Below are 24,504 nucleotides of genomic sequence, written 5' to 3' on the forward strand. Positions count from 1 at the left end.
AGGCTGTGATTTCAAATTACCCGCGATGAGATCCCGGATAAGTACTTCCTAATTTCCGGGACGACGGATGGGGTATCGTTTTGCGATTGCTGGCCGAAATTACTCGCTGGCGCGGGTAACAATAGCACCTAAACCACCCAGCTTTTGTTCGATAGCTTCGTAGCCTCGATCAAGGTGATAGATACGGCTAATGTGGGTTTCACCCTCAGCAACCAGCCCGGCAATGATCAAACTGGCAGAAGCGCGTAAGTCTGTTGCCATAACGGGGGCGCCTTTTAACTTAGACTCACCTTTGCTTACCGCACTGTTGGTTTCCAGCTCAATTTCTGCGCCCATGCGCTGAAGTTCAGGCACGTGCATAAACCGGTTTTCGAAAATGGTTTCGGTGATCACGCCCGTGCCCTTTGCAACCGCATTAAGGGCGACAAATTGCGCCTGCATATCAGTGGGGAAGCCCGGATGGGGTGCTGTTTTCACTTTCACTGCCGACAAGGTTTTGCCGCGCATGTCCAGTTCAATCCAATCGTCACCTGTGGTGATTTCGGCACCTGCCTGCTGCAATTTAGAAAGCACGGCGTCCAATGTGTCTGGCGCTGCCTTCAGACAACGCACATGACCACCAGTAACCGCGGCTGCAACAAGGTAAGTACCTGTTTCAATTCGATCCGGTAACACGCGATAGTCGCAGCCGTGCAGCGATTCAACACCATGAATACGGATTTTATCGGTGCCCGCACCAGTGATATTCGCGCCCATGCTGTTGAGGCAGTTGGCCAAATCCACAATTTCGGGCTCACGTGCGGCATTTTCAATAACGGTTTCACCATCAGCCAGCGCGGCGGCCATCATCAGGTTTTCGGTGGCACCCACACTTACGATATCCATGAAGATACGAGCCCCTTTCAGGCGTCCGTCTACACTGGCTTTTACGTAGCCTTCATCCACTTTAATGTGCGCACCCATTTTTTCCAGCCCTGCAAGGTGCAGGTTCACCGGACGAGCGCCAATTGCACAACCGCCTGGCAAGGATACATTAGCGGTACCTAAACGAGCGAGTAATGGCCCTAAAACCAGAATGGATGCACGCATGGTGCGCACCAGTTCGTAGCTCGCCGTATCGCTTGTCAATGTTTCGGCGTGTAACGTAACAGTATTCTTTTCATCTTCCGCTACTCCCACACCCAGCTCTTTTAGCAACGCAACGGTAGTGTTGATGTCGCGCAGCGCCGGTACATTGGTATAACGACAAGGCTCAGACGTGAGTAAGCTGGTCATCAGCAGCGGTAGCGCTGCATTCTTAGCTCCAGAGATCACCACATCACCGGCCAAAGGCGGGCTTTTTTTAATTATTAGTTTGTCCACAACCTGTTCCTGGGGTGTTTACTGCGGAAGATTAAACTGGCGTTCGCGTTTCCAGTCTTTTTCGGTAAAGGTTTTAATCGATACAGCGTGCATCGAACCATCGGCAATGAACGCATTGAGTGGCGCATAAACGAATTGCTGGCGCTTAACGCGACTCATGTCAGCAAACGCATCGCTTACGGCAATGATGTTGAAGTGAGAACCTTCGCCTTTTACGTAAACTTCGGCAAGGTTAAGGCTGTCTTTCAAAAGGGTTTCTATTTCTTTGATGTCCATAGACTCTATTGCGATAGTGTGGCGTTGTGCACAGGCAGAAACGCATCGATTTCACTGATTTTCGCTAATTTAAGCATTTTTTCAGGAAGGTTGCACAGGGTTATTTTAATCCCTTGCGCTCTGCCATCCCGGATTGCATTAATTGTCCACGCTAAACCGGCACTGTCGACCCGCTCCACCTGACTAAAATCAAAGCTACAGGCCCCAGCCTGACGATAAGACTGCTTGTCGGCATTGCTAAGCAATGCCCACCAGTCTTTGGTCAGGCTCTGGCGATCCAGTGCGCCATTCAAGGCGATCACTGAGACAGTACTCATGCTTTATCACCTTTGTTGCCGGAAATATCATCCAGACTTTTCAGTTGCATGGGTTTTTCAATACGTTCACGCATGACTTCAATTACTTTATCAATGCCTTCTGTGCGAATAACCGGTTCGTATTGCTTAATTTCGTTTTGCAGCATGCTGATGCCTTCAGCCACCATATCGTAGGCTTTCCATTCATCAGCTTTACCACTTTTGCGCACCTTAAACGCGACACTGATATCCGGACGGTTACCGTCGCGGATCACTGCGCGTACTGTTGCGCTCTTATCGCCGTCAAAGTCCTGCTCAGGGGCAAAAATCACCTCCTGATCATCGTAATAACTCAGCGCGTCAGCATAACTGGTGATCAGGTACTGACGAAATACACGGATGTACTCAATGAGTTTATCTTTATCGGCATTTTTAAAATCAAAGTGCTTGCCCAGTACTTTAAAGGCACTGTATTGATAATCAATGTAGGGCAATAGCTCTTCTTCCATAATGGTACGCAGTAATTCCGGGTTCTGCTGGATTTGCTCTTTCGAACTCTTCATGCGTTCGAACGTACGGCTCCCAACTTGCTCAACCATTACATACGGATTACGCGTATCTATGTCTGCTTGTTGTGCTACTGCGGGTAACACCATCATTAATAAGCAGGTAAACACAACGCCAAATTTGATTTTCAACTTCACTCTCCTAACAAACTGCTTGCGACTTACTTACCAAACAGGCTAAGTAAGTATTATTCTTCACTACCACGGCTGAACAGAAACTGACCGATGAGTTCTTCCAGCACTAGAGCTGAACTTGTGTCTTCGATATAGTCACCATTCGCCAGATTCTCAACCCCATCGATGGTAAAACCTGGCTCGAATCCGACGTATTGCTCCCCCAGTAAGCCAGACGTCAAAATAGACGCCGAGCTGGTTTCCGGAAATGCGTTATACTCTGCTTGAATAGTCAGCTCCACCACCGGACTGTAATCGTTTCTGTCTAATTTAATACTGCTTACCCGGCCAATTACCACGCCACCCACTTTTACCGGTGAGCGCACTTTCAATCCGCCAATATTGTCGAATTTGGCATACAGGGTATAAGTATCACCGTCTGTTACTACGGTTTGATTGGCCACTTTAAGTGCCAGTAATAACAAGGCTGCAATGGTCATTACCACAAATACGCCGACCATTAATTCCGTCTTATATCGGTTCATTACTTTCCCCTACTCGATACCAAACATCAGGGCGGTTAAAACAAAATCCAGCCCCAAAACTGCTAATGATGAGAACACCACGGTTTGTGTGGTGGCCTGACTGATACCTTCGGATGTTGGTATCGAATCATAACCTTTAAATATGGCAATCCAGGTCACAACTAAGGCAAACACGAGGCTTTTTATGACCCCATTTATGACATCTTTGTCCCAGTCGACCGTTGACTGCATAATTGACCAGTAGCTGCCCGAATCAACACCTAACCAGTCGACGCCCACCAGGTGGCCGCCCAAAATACCAACTGCAGAGAAAATTAACGCCAGCATTGGCATCGACAACATACCTGCCCAAAAACGCGGGGCGACGACTCTGCGCAGCGGATCCACCGCCATCATCTCTAAACTGCTTAACTGTTCAGTGGCTTTCATTAAACCAATCTCTGCAGTGAGTGCAGAGCCTGCGCGACCAGCAAACAGCAGAGCTGTAACAACCGGTCCTAATTCGCGCAGTAGCGACAGCGCCACCATTGGCCCAAGGCTGCCTTCTGCACCGTAATCGGTAAGAATAGTGTAGCCTTGCAGCGCCATTACCATGCCGATAAACAACCCTGACACAATAATAATAGCCAGCGACTGCACACCTACCACGTACACTTGCTTGATGGTAAGCGGGATATTTTTAAAACTGGGCGGCGCTACGAGAGCACCAAACAACATCAGCCCTGCTCGCCCGGTTGCCGAAACACGGTCTAGCGTGGTACGCCCGATTTGACGAATCCAATTCAAATCTCTTCTCCCAACAAACTTTTCTCTAACGATGGAGCAGGAAAATGAAATGGCACAGGACCATCGGCTTCTCCGCGCAGGAACTGCTGAACCAGTTCAGATTTACTCCCCTGAATTTGCTCTGCAGTACCTTCGCCAATAATGCGCTTGTCAGCCATGATGTAAATGTAGTCGGCAATCGTCAGCACTTCCGTTACGTCGTGTGTTACCACGATGCTGGTTAAATTAAGTGCGTCGTTTAATTCGCGGATCAGCTTCACTAATACGCCCATCGAAATAGGATCCTGACCCGCAAAGGGTTCATCGTACATAATCAGGTCTGGATCCAGCGCGATGGCTCTGGCCAACGCGGCACGACGCGCCATCCCGCCTGACAATTCACTGGGCATTAACTGCGCTGCGCCGCGTAATCCAACTGCATGTAGCTTTAATGCGACAATGGTCGCAATTACCGATTCAGACAACTTAGTGTGCTCGCGCAATGGAAACGCAACGTTGTCGAACACTGACATATCGGTGAAAAGTGCTCCACTTTGAAAGAGCATGCTCATCCTGCGGCGGGTTTGATATAATTCGCGGCGCGACATGCGAACAATTGAATCACCATCAAATGTGATATCTCCCTGATCGGGTTGCAATTGCCCACCGATGAGCTTCAATAACGTTGTTTTGCCTATACCACTGGGCCCCATTACTGCCGTAATCTTGCCCTTGGGTACCCGTAACGATATACCGTCGTAGATCACGCGGTCACCACGGGAAAAGGTCATATTGTCTACGTTGACTAAATAGTCCATGTTTGTTTGTTTTTCCTGTTACAGACTGAAATATGGCTAACATTTCAGATCAGAAGCCCAATCTCGGTTCCTTCGTAGGATTGTACGCTGTTTCAACGCCATCCTCTAAACACAAATACGTTACAATTTATAACTAACGGGCTTGCTGCACTCAGCTTTAGCGCTTAGGCGTTAGCAAATAACTGGCCAAATTATCAGGTATTTTGCTTATACGGTCTGTTTGAAAGATCCGGTTTACTCATTCGATATCCTCGAATTTAGGTACTTTGCTAACCAAACCGCTAACCTAGACCGATACAATACAGTTTACCGGCAATTAAAAGTAAACCGTTAGTCTGCGTTGGGAGACAGATCCCCCTACCTTTTTATATTCAACTAAAGTCTACCACAGCAATTTCCAATTACATACATTCATGTAGGTATATATCGTAAATAGATGTAAACGATGAGTAATCTGTTGCTGTGTTCAACCATAGGACCAGCAAAAGCCAATATTTCTCCCCACCCAAGCATAGGAATACGCGCTTTTTTTTGCGAGAATACACTTTTTGGTGCATTGCAGGTTTTCGCGTGGTAACACAAATCGCAATTTTCCTGGCCGGTCTGGCGGTGCTTAGCTGGAGCGCAGACAAGTTTGTATATGGTGCTTCAGCGCTGGCAAGGAACATTGGCATATCGCCCATGATGATTGGTTTAACCATTGTGGCGATGGGCTCTTCTGCACCTGAAATCGTGGTATCTGCGGTCGCCTCTTTGAGCGGTAATACAAATACGGCCGTGGGTAATGCGCTTGGTTCAAATATTACCAATATCGGTTTGGTACTGGGCATAACGGCCCTGATTAAACCGCTGCTCGTTTCATCCAGCACGCTTAAACGCGAATTTCCGGTTCTGCTTGCCGTTAACATTATTGCGGTCTATTTTCTGTACGATGGGGAATTAAGCGCCCGCGAAGGCATTATTCTTATACTCCTGTTTATTTTTGTACTGGCTGGTATGGCGTGGATTTCGTTGCTGGTAGAAAAAGGCGATCCACTCATCAATGAAACCTCCGATGAGATTCCTTCGCAGGAAGAAACCGGCAAAGCCGTTTTGTGGATTGGTGTCGGGCTGATCCTGTTGCCACTGAGCGCACAATACATGGTAGATTCCGCAGTTTACATAGCACGCTATTTTGGTTTGAGTGATCTTATTATTGGCTTAACGATTATTGCACTTGGCACCAGTCTGCCTGAATTAGCAGCCAGTGTGGCTGGCGTAATGAAAGGCGAGGATGATTTAGCACTGGGTAATGTTATCGGTTCAAACATCTTTAACTTATTGGCGGTGCTTGGAATGCCAGGGCTGATAGCGCCTGGTTTACTGGATGAAAACGCAGCAAACCGTGACGCCTTTGTTATGCTCGGCATGACCTTATTGTTGCTCACCTTCAGCTTTAATTTCCGGGGAACCCGGCAGATAACCCGTATCGAAGCCGGTTTATTGTTGCTTAGTTTTTTCGCCTATCAGTATTGGTTATTCGCATAATGACAACAACAAACGCTCAATTTATTGCCTCGGGTAAACAAGTAGTCGACATCGAGCTAAACGCGATAGCAGCGCTCAGTAGCAGGTTGGACGAACACTTTGCCAATGCCTGTAAACTGCTCATGCAGTGTCAGGGTAAAGTAGTGGTAAGTGGCATGGGAAAATCCGGGCACATTGGCAACAAGATTGCCGCCACACTGGCAAGCACAGGTACGCCAGCTTTTTTTATGCACCCAGGCGAGGCTAATCACGGTGATTTGGGCATGCTGGCCTCAAACGACGTGTTGGTAGCCATTTCGAATTCAGGCGAAACAGGAGAATTGCTCAACCTGTTGCCCGTAGTAAAACGCATGAATGTACCCGTGATTGCTATTACTAATCGCGCCGACAGCACACTGGGAAAATATGCAGACGTAGTACTGGACATCGGTGTCGAGCAGGAAGCCTGCTCGCTTGGCCTGGCTCCCACCACCAGCACAACGGTAACCCTGGTCCTGGGCGACGCACTGGCGGTTGCATTGCTGGATGCCAAAGGGTTTACCTCTGATGATTTTGCATTGTCACATCCTGGCGGCAGCCTGGGCAGAAAACTCTTACTCACGGTTGATGACATTATGCTCAAAGGCGAAGAAATCCCGTTAGTGTCTGTTTCGGCCACCATTACCCAGGCTCTGCTGGAAATTTCCAAAAAGGGATTAGGACTTACCGGCATCGTTAATGAACACAATGAATTACTTGGCGTATTTACTGACGGCGACTTGCGACGTTTGCTGGATGCCCGGGTAGATATTCACACCACGGCGGTGGCAGATGTGATGACTAAAGGCTGTAAAACGTCTCAGGCAGGGGAACTTGCTGTAGAAGCCCTGAATCTGATGGAAAGCTACAAAATCAGCGCATTACTGGTAGTAAACGAAAACAGACAGCCTATTGGTGCCTTTAACATGCATATGTTGTTAAAAGCCGGAGTAATTTAATGAATACCGTTGATACCCTTTATGGGCCGATAGCGTTAAAGCAATTCAAGCAGTTACGCACACTGCGATTATTGGTATGTGACGTAGACGGCGTGTTTTCCGACGGCAGAATTTATTTGGGCAATAATGGTGAAGAACTGAAGGCCTTTCACACCCGTGATGGTTACGGTGTAAAAGCGCTGATTAACGCCGGTGTGGAAGTTGCTGTTATCACCGGTCGAACGTCTGCCATTGTGGCTAATCGCATGAAATCGCTCACGGTACAGCACATCATTCAGGGCGAAGAGAACAAAGCTGACGCACTGGCTGCCCTGCTTAAAAAACTCAACATCAAACCGCAGGACGTAGCCGCCATTGGCGATGATATGCCCGATACCGGCATGTTCGAACATTCTGCCGTGCATATTGCTGTTAGAGATGCCCATCCTCAGGTGATAGCGCAGGCTAACTGGGTAACCACCTTGCCAGGCGGATTTGGTGCCGTGCGGGAAGTATGCGACACCATATTGCAGGCAAAAGGCAAATTGAAAGGCATTCTTGGGGCCAGTGTATGAGCCGACTAGGATTAATTATTGCCGGCCTGTTTATTCTGGCATTAGGACTGTATTTACCCGGCTTAATGGAAGAGCCACCCAAGCAGGTACTGGATGAAGATGCCCGTGCCCTTACGCCAACCTACCAGGCGCGCAATCTCACCACCACCATATATGACGAAGAAGGCAACCGTATTCAACAAGTCTTTTCATCGCGAATGGAACATTATCAGTTTTTAGGCTTTGTGCTCTTTCTGGCACCGCAATATACTATCTATCAGACATCGGGCGAGCCGCCATGGCAGGTAGTAGCCAGCGAAGGTACACTTTACGATAACAATATGATCCAGTTAGAAAACAACGTGGTGATTGTGAGTAAAAACCCGGACGACTTTGTACAACGGGTTGAAACCGATTATCTGGAAATAGATCTGGACAAACAGTCGATGGTATCAGAAGCTCACGTTGTGATTTCCGGACCTGAATTTACTATTCAAAGCAATGGATTAACGGCCGATTTGCTGAATAAAACTTATGAGTTAAATCAACATGTACAAACCACTTATCAGCCTGCTAACTAGTGTTGCACTAGCCGTGTTAGCAACCACTGCTTATGCAGAACAATCGGACTTTAAAAAGCCGATAGAGCTAAAAGCTGAATCGCAATTCTTAGACGGTAAAAATAAAAAGTCGGTGTTTATCGACAACGTACAAATTGTACAAGGCAGCCTGAATATTCTGGCCGACCGGGTAGAAGTAGAAGCCACTGAAGGCAAAGGTAAAGAAGTGTTTTCTGCCACGGGCAAGCCTGCTATTTACCGCCAAAAGCTGGATGATGGTCGCACCGTGGAAGCCAAGGCATTTGAAATTCGCTACGAAGTAGGTAGCCGCACGATCTCGCTAACCGGCAAAGCAGAACTACTGCAAAACAGCTCTGTGGTGAAAGGTGACTCCATTGTTTACAACATGGAAAAAGAGCAACTGATCGCCAAAGGCGATGGCAGTGGCACTGGCCGTGTTACCACGGTATTCAGCACCCAAACTATTGATGCGTTAAAGCAGGAAAAGCAAGATAAGCAGGACAAAAAGCCCAAGAACCCAACACCTGATACCGACGCTAAGGAAGACCAGCGCTAATGGCAGTACTCACAGCGAAACACCTGGCAAAATCCTATAAATCCCGCCAGGTGGTAAGGGACGTTAGTGTTGAAGTGTCAAGTGGCCAGATTGTAGGTTTACTCGGTCCTAATGGCGCAGGTAAAACCACTACGTTTTACATGATCGTTGGATTGGTGCCGCTCGACAAAGGCGACATACGCATTGGCGACATGGATTTAACCCGCCAGCCCATGCATGAACGCGCGCGCCATGGCATTGGCTATTTGCCGCAGGAAGCGTCTATTTTTCGCAAACTCAGTGTATTCGACAACATCATGGCTATTCTGCAAACGCGTAAAGATTTAAGTGCAGATGAACGCCAGAGCGAAGCCGATGCCCTGCTTGATGAATTTAATATCAACCATATACGCAATAGTACAGGCATGAGTTTATCTGGCGGTGAGCGCCGTCGGGTAGAGATTGCCAGGGCTCTGGCGGCCAATCCCAAATTTATTTTGCTGGACGAACCCTTTGCAGGTGTTGACCCAATTTCGGTTAATGATATAAAGAAGATCATTCAGCATTTGCGGGATAGGGATATCGGTATATTAATTACCGACCACAACGTGCGGGAAACCCTTGATGTGTGCGAGAAAGCATACATAGTGAGCCAGGGTGAACTGATAGCCCAGGGCACCGCAGAAGAGGTTTTAAGTAATCAAAAAGTGAAGGATGTATACCTTGGTGAGCAATTCAGGCTATAGTTAAGGTAAATATGAAAAAGCTTGATGCAATACCCCATCCAATAACAGGGCGTTAAGAAAAGAAGTAGATGAAACCATCTTTACAACTCAAATTTAGTCAACAACTTACCATGACGCCGCAGTTACAGCAGGCTATAAAGCTGCTGCAACTTTCTACACTGGATTTACAACAGGAAATTCAGGAAGCACTTGATGCTAATCCACTGCTGGAAATAGACGAAAGCAGCGATACCGACCACTTTGAAAGAAACAACCTGGATGCCCACAACGAGGCGCAACCCAGTACCAGCAGCGACAGTATGGATACCAACGAAGCGCTGGAGAAAAACGAATTACCCGATGAACTCCCCATAGACAGCACCTGGGACGAATACTACTCAGCAGGCTCGGCCCCTGCCCCGGGCCCGTCATCTAACGATGACGAACAAATTTTTCAGGGTGAAACCACCGACAACATTCAGGACCATTTGCTTTGGCAGATGCGTTTAACCCCATTCAGCGATGTAGACCGGGCTATAGCTATCGCTATCATCGACTCAATTGACGAATCAGGATATTTAACGGTTAGCCTGGACGACATTCTTCAAAGCGTAAATTCTGAAGACGATGTGGATGAGCCCATAGAAATGGACGAAGTGGAATGCGTACTGAAACGCATTCAAATGTTTGACCCGATTGGTTCTGGTTCACGGACGCCACAGGAGTGCCTTCTGGTTCAGTTAAAGCAATTTGCCGAAGATACGCCCTGGCTGAACGAAGCAAAAATGCTGATCGACGAATACGCCGACTTACTTGGCAGTAAAGATTATCGAACCCTTATGCGTAAATCGCGTCTAAAAGAGGACGATTTGCGTGAAGCCATGCGTTTGTTGCAAACACTTAACCCCCGTCCTGGCAGTGCTCTTATTACCAAAGAGCCTGAGTACGTGATCCCGGATGTGTCGGTGACCAAGCGCAATGGTCGATGGATGGTAGAACTCAATCCGGATAGTTTACCGAAACTGAGCGTTAACCAGCAGTACGCGGCCATGAGTCGCCAAGCGCGAAACAGCTCAGATTCACAGTTTATCCGTTCACATATGCAGGAAGCCAAATGGTTCATTAAGAGCCTGGAATCGCGTAACGAAACGCTGATGAAAGTGGCAAACTGTATTGTGCAACAGCAACTTGGCTTTTTTGAACACGGGCCGGAAATGATGAAGCCCATGGTACTGAATGACGTAGCAGAAATGGTAGATATGCACGAGTCCACCATTTCGCGCGTGACAACACAAAAGTACATGCACACTCCGCGTGGTATTTTTGAGTTGAAGTACTTCTTCTCCAGCCATGTTGCCACTGAGTCTGGCGGCGAATGTTCGTCTACAGCAATTCGTGCGTTAATTAAGAAACTGGTTGCCGCAGAAAAGCCCAGTAAACCGCTCAGCGATAGCAAGATTGCTCAATTGTTGGCTGATCAAGGCATTATGGTTGCCCGGCGGACAATAGCAAAATACCGGGAATCGCTTTCGATTCCACCGTCTAACCAACGCAAGAGCCTCATTTAGGCTGAAATATAAGGAAGACGAACTATGCAAATTAATCTTTCAGGTCATCACGTTGAGATTACCGATTCTTTGCGTAATTATGTTGAGACAAAATTTACTAAACTGGAGCGACACTTCGATCACATATCCAATGTGCATGTGATCCTGAATGTTGAAAAACTGAGTCAAAAAGCGGAAGCTACAGTGCACTTAAGCGGTGCTGAAGTGTTTGCTTCGTCTGAAGATTCCGATATGTACGCGGCGATTGATAGCATGGTAGACAAACTGGATAGACAGGTTATCAAGCACAAGGAAAAGCTCAAAAAACATTAAGTCACCAACCTTATGAATATACAAGCGTTAGTGAGCCTGGACCGCACCGAGTGTGCGGTTCAGTGCAATAGCAAGAAACGAATTCTTGAAATTATCAGTGATATCGCCGCTCAGACGAGTCCCGAAATCGACAAGGAAACAGTGCTCAGTGCATTGATGGCCAGGGAGAAAGTTGGCAGTACTGGTATTGGCAATGGTATTGCACTGCCGCACGGCAGGCTGGCAGATTTATCCAAAGTGACCGCCGTGGTGGTGACGACTACGCCCGCTATTGACTTTGACGCTATTGACGATAAGCCCGTCGATATTTTCTTTGCGATATTAGTGCCGGAAAATCAAACTCAAGGCCACTTGCAGACTTTGGCAACTATCGCAGGTAAACTCAGTCAGAAAGATATTATCAAAGCCATTCGTGGAGCCGAAACCAAAGAAGAGGTTATAGCTGCTCTCTGTGATGGTTGAACAACCGGCTAACAAGGAACTGGGCTACACATGAAACTCATCATTATCAGCGGGCGCTCTGGCTCAGGTAAATCTGTTGCGTTACGCGCACTGGAAGACCTGGGTTATTACTGTGTTGACAACATTCCGGTAAATTTGCTGCCCACACTTACTCACACTGTAGTAGATGAATACGATCAGGTTGCAGTAAGTATTGATGTGCGGAACCTGCCAAAAGACCCGGATGAATTGGTTGAAATTCTGGATTATTTGCCCTCGTCCTGGACAATGACCATCGTGTATATTGATGCCAGCGACGATATCCTGGTTAAGCGATTCAGCGAAACACGTCGTTTGCATCCACTGGCAAAGCTTAACAAATCACTGGCCGAATCCATCCAGGCAGAGCGCGAACTGCTCGCCCCGGTTACCGAACGCGCCGATTTGTATATCGACACCGACAATCTGTCAATCCACCAACTGGCTGAACTGATCCGCGAACGGATACTGGGCAAAAAGAGTTCCCGTTTAGTGTTGGTGTTTGAGTCTTTCGGCTTTAAACACGGCATCCCTAAAGACGCCGATTACGTGTTCGACGCGCGCTTTTTACCCAACCCACACTGGGAGCCGGATTTGAAACATTTAACCGGTTTAGACTCTCCGGTAGAAGCATTTCTTGGATCACAGCCCATCGTAACCAAGTTTATCTGGCAAATTCAGAATTTGCTGACCACCTGGTTGCCGCACCTCGAACGCAATAACCGCAGCTATGTAACCATTGCTATAGGCTGCACCGGCGGACAGCACCGCTCGGTATTTGTGGCGCAAACGTTAGCCAAACTCTTTAGTGATAAACACCCGGATGTACAAATCCGCCACCGCGAGCTCAACCGATAATGCGTATTGAAAAAACCCTGACCATAGTAAACAAACTTGGTTTACATGCACGTGCTGCTACGCAGTTAGTTCAGTTAGCAAATCAGTTTACAGCCACTATTATTGTGAAAAAGGGCGATAACGAATGTAACGCCAACAGCGTATTAGGCCTGATGATGCTTGAAAGCCACCAGGGTGAACAGGTGGATATTATTTGTGAGGGCGACCAGGCTGCAGAAGCGATGGATGCTGTAGAGTCACTCATCGTTGGACGCTTCAACGAAGACGAATAATACCCCGTCACCTGTCCGGTGTTCACCTGTGAATACCGGACATAAACCTCAAATGCCCTCCATTTTGCACAACATTTTTTAATGGCCCAACCATTAAACTGCAACTTATCCGCATTTTTTGTAAGTTTATCCTGATCTCTGCTCTGAACTGCCTATTTCATCTGATTGATTTATATAGGGGTATTGCATTGCCTGTGATTAATAATTAATCTGGGTATTCCGTATACTTTATAACCCTGAACAGAGCAGCCTATGAAACGTGAAATGCAAAACTTACCACCTGTTGATTCCTCACGCCGCAAATGGCTAAAAACTGTCGGAATTGGTGCGGGTGCCGCTGCGTTGTCAGCGTGTGTGGATTCGAGTGTGAAAGAACTAAGTGCAGCGGGAATGAAAACCGATCACTTCCCGTCGGCAACACCAAATTTAAACGATGGATTAATCCGTCTTTCTTCAAATGAAAACGCGTTTGGTCCTTCTGCCAAAGCGGTAAAAGCCATGCAGGGCGAACTGTTTAACCTCTGTCGTTATGCAGATGCCACTGTGGATGTGCTGGTGAAAAAAATTGCCGCCCAGGAAGGCGTATCGGAAGATCAGATTGTAGTAACCAACGGCTCATCACCTATCCTGTTTGGCTACGCCGATTGGATCACTAAAAACGGCAATAAGCTGGTTACGTCTGTAGCGACCTACGAAGGCATTCCCCGTGGCGCCGAGTTTATGGGTGCCGACGTCACTTACGTGCCGCTCGACGCTAACATGGACTTCGATTTAGATGCCATTGAAGCTGCGGTAACCGATGACACCACTGCGGTGTATATTTGTAACCCTAACAACCCAACCGGTCGCGCGCTTGACCCAGCAAAACTCACTGCGTTTGCCAAGCGGGTTTCGCAAAAAGCCCAGGTGTTTATTGACGAAGCCTACATCGAAATGTCGGATGCCTATCCATCAAACGTTCAGTCTAAACTGGCGGCCGACGGTTACAACGTGGTTATTTGTCGTACCTTCTCGAAAATTCACGCCATGGCAGGCCAGCGCCTGGGTTACGCCATAATGCCAGCCGAACAGGCGAAGCAGTTGGGCCGTGCGCTACGCATGGGTGGTGTAAATTATCTTGGTCTGGTTGCCGGCATGGCCAGCATGGAAGATTTGGAAAACCTCAATACAATGCGCAATTACGTGAGTAAAGAGCGCGCTAAGTTAACCGCGGCAGCAGAAGCGTTGGGCCGTCCGTATGCTAAAAACCCACAGGGCAATTTTATTTATATGGACACCGGCATGCCGCATGAAGAATTCGCAACCAAAATGCGGGCATTAGGCATTAAAGTAGTAGGCCGCACCTGGCCGGGCTACGACACCTGGTCACGTATCAGTGTGGGAACACCTGAAGAAACCGATGCTTGTGTGAACGCGTTGAAAGCTGTTTACGCTTAATCAATTTAAGTAACCATGCCCCGCACCTGTTGGCGGGGCTTGATTGCTTTTTAAGATTAACGCTATCGATTAGTCCCGTTTTCTCTAATTAATATTTTCACTCATACTCCTTACATCACATTAAATGGCGTTAAGGAGACATCTCTATGAAACCAGCATTCTGGGTACTAGCCGGTTTATTTATCGCGGCCTTTGCGATCACGTTTTCACTCACATTGAGCACACCACTAAGTTTATCCATGGCAGGCGCTTTGTCATTATTTCAGTTGGGGATGTACTGGGTGTTGGCGGATCTGCAATTCAGCAGTCGTGCTGTGCAGTAGAACGGCTGACACTATTGCTCAGCCGTTCAGATTGTATGGAATGGCAACCCGGATAAATTATTCAGGCTGTATTTCGGCACTGTCGCGAACGTTTTTCTGCACTGCAATAGCGGCGAACAAGCTCAGCGTATAGGCCATGCCAAAAAAGCCCTTTTCGCTTAATACCAATTCGGCATTCACCAAACCAATCACCAGTAATGCAATGCCGGCAGCGGTAGCGGCCACGCAAGCCACCATATAAGGCTTGGTAACCATAATACCCGCCAGCTTATCGCGTATACTTTTTTGCAGAGACACTACGCCAAACAGGCCTAGCAGTAAAACGGCAAAGTAATACCCTTTTTCGTTTAACATCATAGTGGCGTTGTAAAGTCCCAGCAGGTAAGCCACCGAACCGGTTGCCAGGGCGATGGCAGAGGCAATGCTAAATGCTTTGGTTGGTTTCATAATATATCCTTATAACACAGTGATAGAGCCGTCTGACTGCATGATCACAGCCTGCTCAGATAATCCGTACTTGCTCATGTAGCGCTGTAAACTGCCGAATGTGGCCGTAGCGACTTTCCCTTTGTGATCGTTTAGCGTAACGCCATCAGAAAACATGCCACCGATCGCCAGTTTAAATCGGCTCATGTTGACAGGCTGTGGGGTAAAGTAGGCACTGTTATTCTCTTTGATCCGATCAATGTCTTCTGTTTGATAGATCGCCGCCTGTAACACATCCAGCGTATATTCGGTACAATTCTGACGATAGCGATTGTGCGGATTGGCAACAACAGAATAGTTGGGATTATGCAATGCCAGATGCTTGCCCGACGCTATCAACGCTACCAATTTCTGTTGAATAGCAGGTGAAGGAATGATAATCCCGGCTTTCATGGCTTTTGCTGCCCAGAAGAAATCTACCGGGTAATCAACAATAATATCGCTGTGACCCGGATCCTTTGCGCGCTGGTAAAGATTGTGGATTGCATAACCTTGCACCACTTCGCCGTTATCCAGTTCAATGTTGGAATACACCGCAACGGCTACGTGCGTAAAGGTAATGCCCTCTGGTAAATCTTTTTCGGGGCGTCCCTGACGCGCAATAATGAAGGCATACGCTTGCTGCTCAGCCGCATATTGTTCAACCTGCTTTGCAAACGCAACAATGTCTTCGGCTGGAAACTGAGCTTCGCCGGTAGCCTGACTACCGGCAAAAGTGGGTTGACTCACCAGCAGTGTCAGGCTGGTAATGAGTATTGCAATATAACGCATCATTCGCTCCCGCTACTGTAAGAATTAATGGTTTACAACCGTTTGTTCAACCACCACTTCCGATGGAGGTGGGTCGCGGGTAATTACCTTCGTGGTAATAACCAGGGGCTTTTTCTCACTGCTTTGATGGCTCTGGTGAACCGAATCAGCCATGCTGTCTGCAGCACTGGCTACGGTAACCACCGCAGCGGCAGTGACAATAACCGGCACGGCCACAACAGCACTGGCTACACTGGCACCAACCGACACACCTTCAACACTCGCTAACACACTGTGTTTACTGGCCTGTGCACTGTGATCTACTGAGTCATCGGCAAAAACTGGATTGGCTAACATCACCATAACGACACTTGCTACTAACTTTTTCATAATGAATTTCCTTGTTTACAGGTTTGCTTGAATGCCTAATCAAATTAGTCTCAAGTACAAATATTGTAAACTCATAGAAAAAATGTAGTATCTTTTACCACCAAAGGTATCAAATATTAATACTATGAGCCAAATTAAGCAGCTTACTGCCACTTTAAAACAACTGCTCAGAGAGCATGAGCTAACCTATCGGGATATCGCATCCGCTCTTCAGCTTAGCGAGGCCAGCATTAAGCGCTGTTTTTCACAACAGAGCTTTTCGTTAGAGCGACTTGAGCAGATTACGGAGCTAATGGGGATCACGTTAAGCGACGTGTTTATGCTGATGGCTCAGCAGCAGCAAAAAGTATCACAGCTTTCTGCATCACAGGAACAACAACTGCTGGAAAACCCCAAGCTACTGCTTGCGGCGGTATGTGTGAGGGATGGCTGGCAATTTGATGAAATAACAACTCACTACAATATCAGCGAACACGAGGCCATTCAGTTATTCGCTAAGTTGGACCGCCTGAAACTCATTGAATTACACCCAGGCAATCGTTATCGGTTGCTCATTGCGCAGGATTTCCGGTGGATCCCTGGCGGCCCGCTTGAGCGATTTATGGAACAGGAGGTGATGGTGAAGTTCATGGCCCCCAAAAAAAACGAACCCTGGACTTTTCGCTTTTACCTGCGGGGACGTTACTCCCAATCATCCATTGAAATATTGCAGCGTCGGTTAAATCAGATCACCCGCGAAGCCGCCGAACTAAACGAAGAGGATTCAAGACTGCCCATCGCCCAGCGGACGCACATGGGGTTATTAATGGCCATGCGCCCCTGGGAGCCGTCGTTGTTTGAGGCAATGCGGCGTTAATCACCGGCATTCACCTCGGCAACAATTGCGATCACGTCGTTTTTATAATCATCAGACACTTTGTACTCTCTGTATCCCTTGGATACGGCGTAACCCAACGTATACTCTTTACCCGCTAGCTCAAACAAGCCAGCTCCCTGGGCGCCATTAGGCTGGCCGGTTACTGACGCTGGCAGTGCAAGCGCGTCACCCACTTTCCACGGCGCGCCTTTACTTACGCCTATTACTTTGCCGCTTCGTTCTACATACGCAGCAATCCGCTTGCCTTTACTACCAGTAACCACGTCATTCAACATGTCTCTGAACTGAGGTGCACTGTCAAATATCAGGCCAATCCCCCCTAACAGCGTGCCCTGGTGCTGAATCGCCGCATTGTACACATAGGTATGCTGGCCATGGTAGTAAGTGCCGGGTACAAATTGCGACACGCAGTACTGCTGCGGGGTATGGATGTTTTTTACCCCCTGCCAGTTCGATGTCACATCGGCAGTCTGGCCAATTTGCTTGTTAAAATCAGTATTTGAAGCAGCAACCATTCGCCCTTGTTCATCGTATAAATAGACACCTGTGTAAACCGTGTAAAGGCCGTTGATGTATTTCAGAATGGCGGTGAGCGTTTGTTGGGATGGCTCAGAGTGCAACGCGATCGGCAGTAATTCAATGAATTTTGTGGTGAGTGCCCACCATCTGCAGTCGTTTGCCCGCTCGTAGAGATTGCGATCCATGATGTCGATAGCCAGTGCTGCGTCAAATCGCAAATCGTTGAAGTGTGTACTCAGTGCTGTACTCATCAATTGTTCAACAGAATCGCTGAATATTGATTGCATTTGCCGACCAATATTACGGATTTCTTCCAAAATAGGGATGAACTCGTCGGCATCACTTCGCGCGGCGGCGATTCGTCCATTCAGCACAACCAAGTTCAGATCATCTGTGACGATTTTTGACCGCCGCTGAATGCCTTTTAACGCGGGTGAAAAGCCTTTCCATCGCTCTCCTGCTTTTTCAGTGGCGGGCAGCACATCGCGCTTTTCGTTCACAGGCACTAACGGCAGGAGGACACATCCTTGCCAACCTAGCCCCATGTATCCCTGATACCCGCGGGTTTTCGCCCGGGTAACCAGATAGCGGTGATGATTAAGCGTGAGCATTTGGGTTTCATCGTTCAAGGTAAGCAACGTATCTTTACTTAATCGTTCGGGTTGGCTTGAAATCAATACCCTCCCCGCGTTATCGAGCAGCGCAAATACCGACTCGCTGCTACTTCCCAAATCGTTAAACAACACCACCATTTCATCTTCGAGTTTAAAGCTTAAACACAGTAAGCCCAGTATGCCACCGCCGTCTCGTTCTGCCGCTCTCACCGGAGCGAGAAAAAGCGAGGACAACGACTTGTTCGGGCGTAAACAAGAGTAACGGCAAATTTCGTAATAATCTTGCTTACCCTGAAACACTTCAGCAATCACCGGGTCATCGGTATTCTTTACCGGGTGCAGCATATCCAATTGGGCCTTAACTTGCCCCTTTGTATCAATAAGCAGTATGTCATCATACACACTGTATTTGGCTGCATAGGCCTGAAGCCGCGCGTGCATGTCCTGCTGCTCGGTATCGCTGTAAGAAGATTTGGAAAGGAAGGCAATTAAGTCGGCGTCGGTCGCCAGAAATCCTACATCGGCAGTACGTTCGAACAGGTTTCGATTTGGAATATCCACAATGACCTGCGCAATTGCCTTATTTCTTCGATGCTGCTGTTCAAGTTGTTCGGCGAGCAGGTTTTCAATCAGCGTAGCCTGTAATTCTGCAAACTCCGCTTTGGTCTCCAGCATGTTCATCAACAAACTTTGCGGCACGTTCAAACTGTTGATTTTACCGATCAGGGCGACCTTATCCCACCAGGTGTTCAAACTGCCAAGGTTAATCTTATGCCGATTAACCGATTGAAACAGGCCAATTAAATTATTTTTGTTCTGTCGTAATAGCGCTTCCACAACTCTTCCTTCAACTTTAGTATAAGATGTTGTTTTTTATTTATTTTTATTATTCTTTTATATCAAATACCGAAGGGTAAAATTGTATAAATTATGTGAAATAAGATATTGATTAATTATTAAAATTAAACTTAACCAGCATTTATGGAATAAAAAACAAGCAATCAATTGTTTTGATCATGACAGAATAAACCTGCTGCGGTAATCTAAACACCGGCGTGCCGCGTGGCGCATTTGGGAGATGTCAGGTGGCAGAAGCTATCGAATCAAAATACGCACAGAGTCAGTTACGTGACATTAATCAGGCTTTGTCAGAAGGCCGGTTTGTCTCTGTGCGCAAAAGTCTCCACGAAATGCCGCCCTGCGATGTTGCCCATATTCTGGAATCCAGTCCAACTAAAACCCGTGATGATCTGTGGGAACTGATCGACAGTGATTTTCACGGCGACGTAATAGAAGAATTATCGGAAGATGTGCGCAACGGTATCATCGCCAAAATGATGCCAGCCAGGGTTGTAGACGCCCTTGAAGACATGGATACCGACGATTTGGCAGAAACGCTGTCGAGTCTGCCAGATGAGGTGTTACAGGACATTCTTCAATCGATGGATGCGCAGGACAGGCATCGTGCCGAGCAGGCGTTGTCTTACGGCGAAGAAACCGCCGGTTTTATAATGAATACCGACACCATCACACTCAGACCCGACGTGTCAGTAGATGTGGTGCTGCGCTACCTGCGCCTGAAAGGCGAATTACCAGAAAATACCGATACCTTTTACGTGGTAAACCGCACCGATAATTTGGTGGGAATTGTTCCGGTATCCCGTTTGCTTACTGCCGATCCGGAAGCTAAAGTATCGGAAGTGATGGATGAGGAGCCAGAAGCCATTCTGGTCAATATGCCCGACGATGAAGTGGCTGGCATGTTCGAACGCTATAACTGGCTATCAGCCCCCGTCGTTGACGACAAACACCGCTTGGTAGGTCGAATCACCATTGATGACGTAGTAGACATTATTCGTGAAGATGCTGAACACTCGATGATGAGTATGGCGGGTTTAGACGACGAAGAAGATACCTTTGCACCCGTTATGCAAAGTACCAAGCGGCGTTCGGTGTGGCTGGGTGTTAACTTGCTTACCGCACTGGCGGCAGCGGCAGTGAGTGACTTATTTGAAGCAACGTTGAGCCAACTGGCAGTGCTGGCGATTCTGAATACCATTGTACCGAGCATGGGCGGTGTAGCCGGGAACCAAACGCTTACGCTGGTTATCCGAGGTATGGCGCTGGGCCATGTTAACCCGTCGAACTCCCGCTGGTTAATTTACAAGGAACTTGCCATAGGCGGCTTAAATGGCGTGATATGGGCGGTACTAATAGCCTCGGTTATCGCGCTGTGGAAACAAGATCTCACGCTGGGGCTGATCATTGCCTTTGCAATGCTGATGAACATGATTGCTGCAGCGCTATCGGGCGCCACACTGCCAATCATTATGAAGAAATTGAGAATTGACCCAGCGCTGGCAGGCAGTGTTATTCTTACCACTATTACCGATGTTGTGGGTATTTTTGCTTTTTTAGGCAGCGCTACACTGTTCTTAGTTTAAGCACTGTAGGGCAGTGCTAATGCTGTGGGCATTACACTAGATGAGTTGAATTTATAACCCACGCCCCATACCGTCTCCACCAGTTTGCTTTCCAATGGGGCTTTCTCAAGCTTACTGCGCAGGCGATTAATGTGACTATTAACCGTGTGTTCGTAGCCACTGTAATGATATCCCCATACCGACGACAGTAATTGCCCCCTCGTAAACACCTGATCCGGATGACTGGCCAAAAAATACAATAAATCAAATTCCGTGGCGGTGAGCGACAGCTTATAACCATTAACCGTGGCGTGATGGTAATTGTGATCGATGCGAAAACACCCGATCTGCACAGGTTGATCCTTCATCTTCAACGACGAACCCGGTGTTCTGCGTAACTGCACCCGCACGCGGGCCTGTAATTCAGCGGGATTGCAGGGATAATCCAAATAATCCTGCGCCCCTAGTTCAAGCGACAAAATCCGCTCAGCATCACAGCCTTGTTGCGCAACCACGATGACCGCCGAATTCACCGCCTTGCGCACCAGCGCTCTGAAATCATCCAGACAATTAATCAGTGGCTGGCTTAATGCCAGCACAATTACAGGCACGTATTCATGAGTACATTTATGCAGCGCCGTTACCATATTGGTTGCCGTTGCACACTGTTCATTCACGCGTTGCAAGCAACGATGTAAATCTGAACAATGAGCAGTACCTTGATTTACTATTAAAATCATTCCGTTTCCCCGGTCTGTCGAATTGCCTGACTGGTTCACTATGAAGCCAGGCTCGCTGCTTTATACTATGGGCTAAAACAGCGTAACTCTTATCCAACAGACCGGAAAAGCTAACGAATTATTCCACGCGGGTAATAATTAATCGGGCTACCGGATTATCAAACCGGTGTTCAGCCATTAACACTGATTCAGGCAAGCCATCCTGAGAGGACACAACCCCGGGGTGATAACTCACGGTGTCAGCATCATCACGTTCAGCATTAAATCCTTCACCACCATCCGCCGGGCCCGGAATAGTGCCAGCTACTTCATCATTTGCTTCTGTGCCCGCATCGTAGACTGGTAACATCATTGTGATTGAATCATGTACCGCTAACTCAGCGAGCGATTTGTTTGTTATGCCGGTAAAGGCATCGTTGGTATTCACCAGCATGGTGACTACTGTAAGGTAAGCAACATCATCTTCGTCGATAGTAAATTCAAAGCCTTCTGAATATCCCGGAGGTAATGGTGCAAGGCCTGTTTCAGCCATAGTTACACCGTCCAGAATCATCAATTCGCTGTTGTCACCGCCCTCTGCCAGTATTTCCAATGGTACAGATGCTGATTCACCCACTTCCCATAATCGCTGGTCATTGTGAATTAATGCGGTAACAGGTGAAAATGGCTGGGATTCTGTCACATTCAGCAATCCCAGATAGTAGGTTCGCGTAACCGGTTCCGGCTCAGGCGTATTGCGCTTATTGTCGTTGTGATCACAAGCGGCAAGTAACACCGAACCTATGCCCAGTAGCACCACATTTCGTAACGTTGAAAGCTTCATGACGCCCCCTTATTCCGTAACGGTAATAGTGACTTTAGCCACCGGATTTAGCCAGCGCTGAACGGTGTTTTGAATATCACTCTGGCCCGCCATCATATCAGCGTCACCTAAGTTACCAGGATGAACGTGAACCATTGCATTATTGATGGTTGAAGTAACACCACTGCCGCCGGTACCAATCATATCTTCTAACGGTGGAGGAACAGGCATACCCGGCGTACCTGGTGAGCCGCCACCCCTAATTTCATCGTTCGCTTCTGTACCAGCGTCATAGGCATTCAGATAAACCGTATAAGTGCCTGCTTCCTTTGGAATTTCCCAGGTATCTAAACCAATAAATCCATCGTTAGTTGGCAACATCATTGCCACGATAGAAAGATATTCATTTGACTCCGACGTGGAGAATGTTGCGCTGGTTGACATAGTAGGCGCTAACAGTCCTGCAGCTGGATTACTGATGATGTTTGCGTTGTATGCCATTGCAGCGGTTTCCAAACCAGAAATATCACCACCTTCTGCCATCGACTGAAGCTCTGTAGTTGCGGGATCACCTACTCTGAAAAGCTGTTGATCAAAAGGATGAGCAGCAACCAGAATAGGCGTAAAGTAAATCCCACGAGTGAGGTTTTGAATCTCTAATTCCACATCTACAGCATGGGCCTGAACAGCCGCACCGGCCAGGCCAGCAGCGAGCATTAAACGAAATAGGTTTGAACGTTTCATTGTATCTCCTTACAAGGGTCAAAAGCGGTCAGCTGACATTCACTGACGCGTGGTAAGGAAATAATGCGTGATAGGTTTCGCGAAATTATCACAGAAACTTCACTATTTTATATCTGCGCAGGTTTTGATCACACGGCAAAAAAAATCCGGCGAATGCCGGATATTTAGGATGTGTTACTTAACCACTTTCAGGTTTGGTTTGCCTGTTGGCTTTGGCGGAACCTGGGGTGGCACTTCCGCGTCGGTTTTAACTTCGCTGATTGATGAAGCACTGTCTGTTGACTCCTCAACAGGCTCAGCAGCAAACACAGTTCCCGCGCCGTTTTCTCTGGCGTATATCGCCAGAACAGCATGGCAAGGCATGCTTATACGACGAGGCTGACCTCCAAATCTGGCCTGAAATGACAATCCATCAGTATCCAGATAAAAATTCACGCAGGCAGACGGTGAGATATTAAGTACTATCTGACCGTCTTTCACAAACTCCAGAGGCACTTCCACTAATTCGTTGGTGGCGTCTACCACTATATATGGCGTGAGATTGTTATCAACAATCCAGTCGAAAAACGCACGCAATAAATAGGGTTGGTTTGACGTCATTTGGGTCATAGCGGATTGTGGATTTCGCGTTCTTGATCGGTCAGCGATGCTTTAAACGAGCTACGGGCAAAAATGCGATTCATATAAGAATGAATGTCTTTGCTGCCATTGCCTGATAGCTCAATGCCCAATGCAGGCAAACGCCATAACAACGGAGCAAGATAGCAATCAACCAGGCTGAATTCTTCACTCATGAAATAAGGCATTTCAGAGAAAACAGGCGCCAGACTCAACAGCGCTTCACGCAGTTCATTTCGCGCCGTATCTACGTCGCCTTCACCACGGAAAATTTGTGCTGCCAGGCTGTACCAGTCTTGTTCTATGCGGTGCATCATCAGGCGGCTTTGACCACGAGATACAGGATAAACCGGCATTAATGGAGGATGCGGAAAACGCTCATCAAGGTATTCCATGATGATGTGCGATTTATAAAGCACCAATTCACGATCGACCAACGTTGGTACCGTACCATACGGGTTAAGTTCAAGTAGATCCTCAGGCAGCTTGCTGGGGTCAGTGTAGCAGATTTCTACGCCCACACCTTTTTCCGCCAATACGATGCGAACCTGGTGACTGTAGATATCAATTGTGTCTGAGAACAACGTCATGATTGAACGTTTATTCGCGGCTACGGCCATTCATTCTCCTCCGTCAGAGATACGTTTGAAACTGTTCACTTTAACACCCGA

At 47.7% G+C, this 24,504-nt stretch carries 31 protein-coding genes; 15 read left to right on the forward strand and 16 right to left on the reverse strand.

From position 1 onward, the window contains the following. Positions 1-99 precede the first annotated feature (99 nt). The 7 genes from murA to mlaF form a co-directional block, all read right to left on the reverse strand. Positions 100-1,362 carry a UDP-N-acetylglucosamine 1-carboxyvinyltransferase gene (gene murA, locus FJ444_RS11310; RefSeq protein ID WP_140958409.1) on the reverse strand — a complete coding sequence of 421 codons (1,263 nt, stop codon included), beginning with the start codon at positions 1,360-1,362 and terminating at the stop codon, positions 100-102. Positions 1,363-1,380: 18 nt separating this feature from the next. Then, positions 1,381-1,638 (reverse strand): BolA family protein, encoded by a 258-nt coding sequence (locus FJ444_RS11315; RefSeq protein WP_140958410.1) that lies wholly within the window; start codon positions 1,636-1,638, stop codon positions 1,381-1,383. Positions 1,639-1,643: 5 nt separating this feature from the next. Beyond that, complete coding sequence (locus FJ444_RS11320) at positions 1,644-1,955, reverse strand: lipid asymmetry maintenance protein MlaB (RefSeq protein WP_140958411.1); 312 nt, start codon at positions 1,953-1,955, stop codon at positions 1,644-1,646. Further along, entirely contained in the window at positions 1,952-2,626 is a 675-nt protein-coding gene (locus FJ444_RS11325; protein WP_370298046.1) for a phospholipid-binding protein MlaC, read from the reverse strand. Before FJ444_RS11325 ends, FJ444_RS11320 begins: the two co-directional genes overlap by 4 nt. A 62-nt stretch (positions 2,627-2,688) precedes the next feature. Continuing rightward, entirely contained in the window at positions 2,689-3,159 is a 471-nt protein-coding gene (gene mlaD, locus FJ444_RS11330; protein ID WP_140958412.1) for an outer membrane lipid asymmetry maintenance protein MlaD, read from the reverse strand. A 9-nt stretch (positions 3,160-3,168) separates the two neighbouring features. After that, a complete protein-coding gene (mlaE, locus tag FJ444_RS11335) occupies positions 3,169-3,945 on the reverse strand; it encodes a lipid asymmetry maintenance ABC transporter permease subunit MlaE (protein ID WP_140958413.1) in 777 nt (258 codons plus the stop codon). Continuing rightward, the gene (gene mlaF / locus FJ444_RS11340) at positions 3,942-4,742 is read right to left on the reverse strand and encodes a phospholipid ABC transporter ATP-binding protein MlaF (protein ID WP_140958414.1); all 801 of its coding nucleotides are present in this window, start codon (positions 4,740-4,742) and stop codon (positions 3,942-3,944) included. Before mlaF ends, mlaE begins: the two co-directional genes overlap by 4 nt. Before the next feature lie 570 nt (positions 4,743-5,312). Between mlaF and FJ444_RS11345 the strand changes: the two genes are divergently transcribed. The 13 genes from FJ444_RS11345 to FJ444_RS21390 all read left to right on the forward strand — a co-directional run bounded on the left by FJ444_RS11345 (position 5,313) and on the right by FJ444_RS21390 (position 14,870). Continuing rightward, entirely contained in the window at positions 5,313-6,269 is a 957-nt protein-coding gene (locus FJ444_RS11345; protein WP_140958415.1) for a calcium/sodium antiporter, read from the forward strand. Next, positions 6,269-7,246, forward strand: coding sequence for a KpsF/GutQ family sugar-phosphate isomerase (locus FJ444_RS11350; protein ID WP_140958416.1), 978 nt, complete (start codon positions 6,269-6,271; stop codon positions 7,244-7,246). Before FJ444_RS11345 ends, FJ444_RS11350 begins: the two co-directional genes overlap by 1 nt. Further along, on the forward strand, positions 7,246-7,800 hold the full coding sequence (gene kdsC, locus FJ444_RS11355; RefSeq protein ID WP_140958417.1) for a 3-deoxy-manno-octulosonate-8-phosphatase KdsC: 555 nt from the start codon (positions 7,246-7,248) through the stop codon (positions 7,798-7,800). The genes FJ444_RS11350 and kdsC overlap by 1 nt, the downstream gene beginning before the upstream one ends. Next, on the forward strand, positions 7,797-8,360 hold the full coding sequence (gene lptC / locus FJ444_RS11360; RefSeq protein ID WP_140958418.1) for an LPS export ABC transporter periplasmic protein LptC: 564 nt from the start codon (positions 7,797-7,799) through the stop codon (positions 8,358-8,360). The genes kdsC and lptC overlap by 4 nt, the downstream gene beginning before the upstream one ends. Beyond that, positions 8,329-8,916 carry a lipopolysaccharide transport periplasmic protein LptA gene (lptA, locus tag FJ444_RS11365; protein ID WP_140958419.1) on the forward strand — a complete coding sequence of 196 codons (588 nt, stop codon included), beginning with the start codon at positions 8,329-8,331 and terminating at the stop codon, positions 8,914-8,916. Before lptC ends, lptA begins: the two co-directional genes overlap by 32 nt. Then, complete coding sequence (gene lptB, locus FJ444_RS11370) at positions 8,916-9,641, forward strand: LPS export ABC transporter ATP-binding protein (RefSeq protein ID WP_140958420.1); 726 nt, start codon at positions 8,916-8,918, stop codon at positions 9,639-9,641. The genes lptA and lptB overlap by 1 nt, the downstream gene beginning before the upstream one ends. A 68-nt stretch (positions 9,642-9,709) precedes the next feature. Beyond that, complete coding sequence (locus tag FJ444_RS11375) at positions 9,710-11,188, forward strand: RNA polymerase factor sigma-54 (protein WP_140958421.1); 1,479 nt, start codon at positions 9,710-9,712, stop codon at positions 11,186-11,188. Positions 11,189-11,212: 24 nt separating this feature from the next. After that, the gene (gene hpf / locus FJ444_RS11380) at positions 11,213-11,500 is read left to right on the forward strand and encodes a ribosome hibernation promoting factor (RefSeq protein ID WP_140958422.1); all 288 of its coding nucleotides are present in this window, start codon (positions 11,213-11,215) and stop codon (positions 11,498-11,500) included. Between the two features lie 12 nt (positions 11,501-11,512). After that, positions 11,513-11,962: a PTS IIA-like nitrogen regulatory protein PtsN gene (gene ptsN, locus FJ444_RS11385; protein WP_140958423.1), complete on the forward strand. Its 450-nt coding sequence runs from the start codon at positions 11,513-11,515 to the stop codon at positions 11,960-11,962. A 30-nt stretch (positions 11,963-11,992) separates the two neighbouring features. Then, a complete protein-coding gene (gene rapZ / locus FJ444_RS11390) occupies positions 11,993-12,838 on the forward strand; it encodes an RNase adapter RapZ (RefSeq protein ID WP_140958424.1) in 846 nt (281 codons plus the stop codon). Then, a complete protein-coding gene (locus tag FJ444_RS11395) occupies positions 12,838-13,110 on the forward strand; it encodes an HPr family phosphocarrier protein (RefSeq protein WP_140958425.1) in 273 nt (90 codons plus the stop codon). The genes rapZ and FJ444_RS11395 overlap by 1 nt, the downstream gene beginning before the upstream one ends. Positions 13,111-13,362: 252 nt before the next feature. Next, a complete protein-coding gene (locus tag FJ444_RS11400; protein WP_140958426.1) occupies positions 13,363-14,547 on the forward strand; it encodes a histidinol-phosphate transaminase in 1,185 nt (394 codons plus the stop codon). Between the two features lie 146 nt (positions 14,548-14,693). Beyond that, positions 14,694-14,870: a hypothetical protein gene (locus tag FJ444_RS21390; protein WP_181405143.1), complete on the forward strand. Its 177-nt coding sequence runs from the start codon at positions 14,694-14,696 to the stop codon at positions 14,868-14,870. Between the two features lie 57 nt (positions 14,871-14,927). On the opposite strand, the gene yiaA is transcribed toward FJ444_RS21390, so the two are convergent. Genes yiaA through FJ444_RS11415 form a run of 3 tightly spaced genes read right to left on the reverse strand, consistent with a single transcriptional unit; the run spans position 14,928 to position 16,496 of the window. Next, positions 14,928-15,317 carry an inner membrane protein YiaA gene (gene yiaA, locus FJ444_RS11405; RefSeq protein WP_140958427.1) on the reverse strand — a complete coding sequence of 130 codons (390 nt, stop codon included), beginning with the start codon at positions 15,315-15,317 and terminating at the stop codon, positions 14,928-14,930. Between the two features lie 9 nt (positions 15,318-15,326). Then, on the reverse strand, positions 15,327-16,130 hold the full coding sequence (locus tag FJ444_RS11410) for a DUF2145 domain-containing protein (RefSeq protein ID WP_370298042.1): 804 nt from the start codon (positions 16,128-16,130) through the stop codon (positions 15,327-15,329). 21 nt (positions 16,131-16,151) lie between these two features. Beyond that, positions 16,152-16,496: a hypothetical protein gene (locus FJ444_RS11415; protein ID WP_140958428.1), complete on the reverse strand. Its 345-nt coding sequence runs from the start codon at positions 16,494-16,496 to the stop codon at positions 16,152-16,154. A 124-nt stretch (positions 16,497-16,620) separates the two neighbouring features. Between FJ444_RS11415 and FJ444_RS11420 the strand changes: the two genes are divergently transcribed. Continuing rightward, complete coding sequence (locus FJ444_RS11420; protein ID WP_140958429.1) at positions 16,621-17,352, forward strand: helix-turn-helix domain-containing protein; 732 nt, start codon at positions 16,621-16,623, stop codon at positions 17,350-17,352. Here FJ444_RS11420 and FJ444_RS11425 read toward each other — a convergent pair. Next, a complete protein-coding gene (locus tag FJ444_RS11425) occupies positions 17,349-19,343 on the reverse strand; it encodes a cache domain-containing protein (RefSeq protein WP_140958430.1) in 1,995 nt (664 codons plus the stop codon). The two genes, FJ444_RS11420 and FJ444_RS11425, sit on opposite strands and share 4 nt — an antisense overlap. Positions 19,344-19,591: 248 nt before the next feature. On the opposite strand from FJ444_RS11425, the gene mgtE reads away from it, so the two are divergent. Further along, positions 19,592-20,950 carry a magnesium transporter gene (gene mgtE, locus FJ444_RS11430; protein WP_140958431.1) on the forward strand — a complete coding sequence of 453 codons (1,359 nt, stop codon included), beginning with the start codon at positions 19,592-19,594 and terminating at the stop codon, positions 20,948-20,950. On the opposite strand, the gene FJ444_RS11435 is transcribed toward mgtE, so the two are convergent. The 5 genes from FJ444_RS11435 to sspA form a co-directional block, all read right to left on the reverse strand. Next, positions 20,947-21,669, reverse strand: a complete 723-nt coding sequence (locus FJ444_RS11435) for a response regulator transcription factor (RefSeq protein WP_140958432.1) — start codon at positions 21,667-21,669, stop codon at positions 20,947-20,949. The two genes, mgtE and FJ444_RS11435, sit on opposite strands and share 4 nt — an antisense overlap. 118 nt (positions 21,670-21,787) lie before the next feature. Next, positions 21,788-22,492 (reverse strand): spondin domain-containing protein, encoded by a 705-nt coding sequence (locus FJ444_RS11440; protein WP_140958433.1) that lies wholly within the window; start codon positions 22,490-22,492, stop codon positions 21,788-21,790. A 9-nt stretch (positions 22,493-22,501) separates the two neighbouring features. Then, positions 22,502-23,215, reverse strand: coding sequence for a spondin domain-containing protein (locus FJ444_RS11445; protein ID WP_140958434.1), 714 nt, complete (start codon positions 23,213-23,215; stop codon positions 22,502-22,504). Between the two features lie 174 nt (positions 23,216-23,389). Beyond that, positions 23,390-23,824, reverse strand: coding sequence for a ClpXP protease specificity-enhancing factor (locus FJ444_RS11450; RefSeq protein WP_140958435.1), 435 nt, complete (start codon positions 23,822-23,824; stop codon positions 23,390-23,392). After that, positions 23,821-24,453, reverse strand: a complete 633-nt coding sequence (gene sspA / locus FJ444_RS11455; RefSeq protein ID WP_140958436.1) for a stringent starvation protein SspA — start codon at positions 24,451-24,453, stop codon at positions 23,821-23,823. The genes FJ444_RS11450 and sspA overlap by 4 nt, the downstream gene beginning before the upstream one ends. Between the last annotated feature and the right edge of the window lie 51 nt (positions 24,454-24,504).

Origin of the sequence: Aestuariibacter sp. GS-14 (assembly GCF_006494365.1) — a bacterium.
Classification (GTDB): Bacteria; Pseudomonadota; Gammaproteobacteria; order Enterobacterales; family Alteromonadaceae; genus Alteromonas; species Alteromonas mangrovi.

Bases quoted from the DNA above. Each gene is read 5' to 3' on its own strand.
- FJ444_RS21390 (WP_181405143.1), top strand. From the start codon at position 14,694: ATGAAACCAGCATTCTGGGTACTAGCCGGTTTATTTATCGCGGCCTTT.
- FJ444_RS11450 (WP_140958435.1), bottom strand. From the start codon at position 23,824: ATGACCCAAATGACGTCAAACCAACCCTATTTATTGCGTGCGTTTTTC.
- kdsC (WP_140958417.1), top strand. From the start codon at position 7,246: ATGAATACCGTTGATACCCTTTATGGGCCGATAGCGTTAAAGCAATTC.
- lptB (WP_140958420.1), top strand. From the start codon at position 8,916: ATGGCAGTACTCACAGCGAAACACCTGGCAAAATCCTATAAATCCCGC.
- FJ444_RS11395 (WP_140958425.1), top strand. From the start codon at position 12,838: ATGCGTATTGAAAAAACCCTGACCATAGTAAACAAACTTGGTTTACAT.
- ptsN (WP_140958423.1), top strand. From the start codon at position 11,513: ATGAATATACAAGCGTTAGTGAGCCTGGACCGCACCGAGTGTGCGGTT.
- yiaA (WP_140958427.1), bottom strand. From the start codon at position 15,317: ATGAAACCAACCAAAGCATTTAGCATTGCCTCTGCCATCGCCCTGGCA.
- FJ444_RS11440 (WP_140958433.1), bottom strand. From the start codon at position 22,492: ATGAAGCTTTCAACGTTACGAAATGTGGTGCTACTGGGCATAGGTTCG.
- FJ444_RS11315 (WP_140958410.1), bottom strand. From the start codon at position 1,638: ATGGACATCAAAGAAATAGAAACCCTTTTGAAAGACAGCCTTAACCTT.
- FJ444_RS11320 (WP_140958411.1), bottom strand. From the start codon at position 1,955: ATGAGTACTGTCTCAGTGATCGCCTTGAATGGCGCACTGGATCGCCAG.
- FJ444_RS11400 (WP_140958426.1), top strand. From the start codon at position 13,363: ATGAAACGTGAAATGCAAAACTTACCACCTGTTGATTCCTCACGCCGC.
- FJ444_RS11445 (WP_140958434.1), bottom strand. From the start codon at position 23,215: ATGAAACGTTCAAACCTATTTCGTTTAATGCTCGCTGCTGGCCTGGCC.
- sspA (WP_140958436.1), bottom strand. From the start codon at position 24,453: ATGGCCGTAGCCGCGAATAAACGTTCAATCATGACGTTGTTCTCAGAC.
- rapZ (WP_140958424.1), top strand. From the start codon at position 11,993: ATGAAACTCATCATTATCAGCGGGCGCTCTGGCTCAGGTAAATCTGTT.
- lptA (WP_140958419.1), top strand. From the start codon at position 8,329: ATGTACAAACCACTTATCAGCCTGCTAACTAGTGTTGCACTAGCCGTG.
- mlaD (WP_140958412.1), bottom strand. From the start codon at position 3,159: ATGAACCGATATAAGACGGAATTAATGGTCGGCGTATTTGTGGTAATG.
- mlaF (WP_140958414.1), bottom strand. From the start codon at position 4,742: ATGGACTATTTAGTCAACGTAGACAATATGACCTTTTCCCGTGGTGAC.
- FJ444_RS11375 (WP_140958421.1), top strand. From the start codon at position 9,710: ATGAAACCATCTTTACAACTCAAATTTAGTCAACAACTTACCATGACG.
- lptC (WP_140958418.1), top strand. From the start codon at position 7,797: ATGAGCCGACTAGGATTAATTATTGCCGGCCTGTTTATTCTGGCATTA.
- FJ444_RS11410 (WP_370298042.1), bottom strand. From the start codon at position 16,130: ATGATGCGTTATATTGCAATACTCATTACCAGCCTGACACTGCTGGTG.
- hpf (WP_140958422.1), top strand. From the start codon at position 11,213: ATGCAAATTAATCTTTCAGGTCATCACGTTGAGATTACCGATTCTTTG.
- FJ444_RS11415 (WP_140958428.1), bottom strand. From the start codon at position 16,496: ATGAAAAAGTTAGTAGCAAGTGTCGTTATGGTGATGTTAGCCAATCCA.
- FJ444_RS11350 (WP_140958416.1), top strand. From the start codon at position 6,269: ATGACAACAACAAACGCTCAATTTATTGCCTCGGGTAAACAAGTAGTC.
- FJ444_RS11420 (WP_140958429.1), top strand. From the start codon at position 16,621: ATGAGCCAAATTAAGCAGCTTACTGCCACTTTAAAACAACTGCTCAGA.
- FJ444_RS11435 (WP_140958432.1), bottom strand. From the start codon at position 21,669: ATGATTTTAATAGTAAATCAAGGTACTGCTCATTGTTCAGATTTACAT.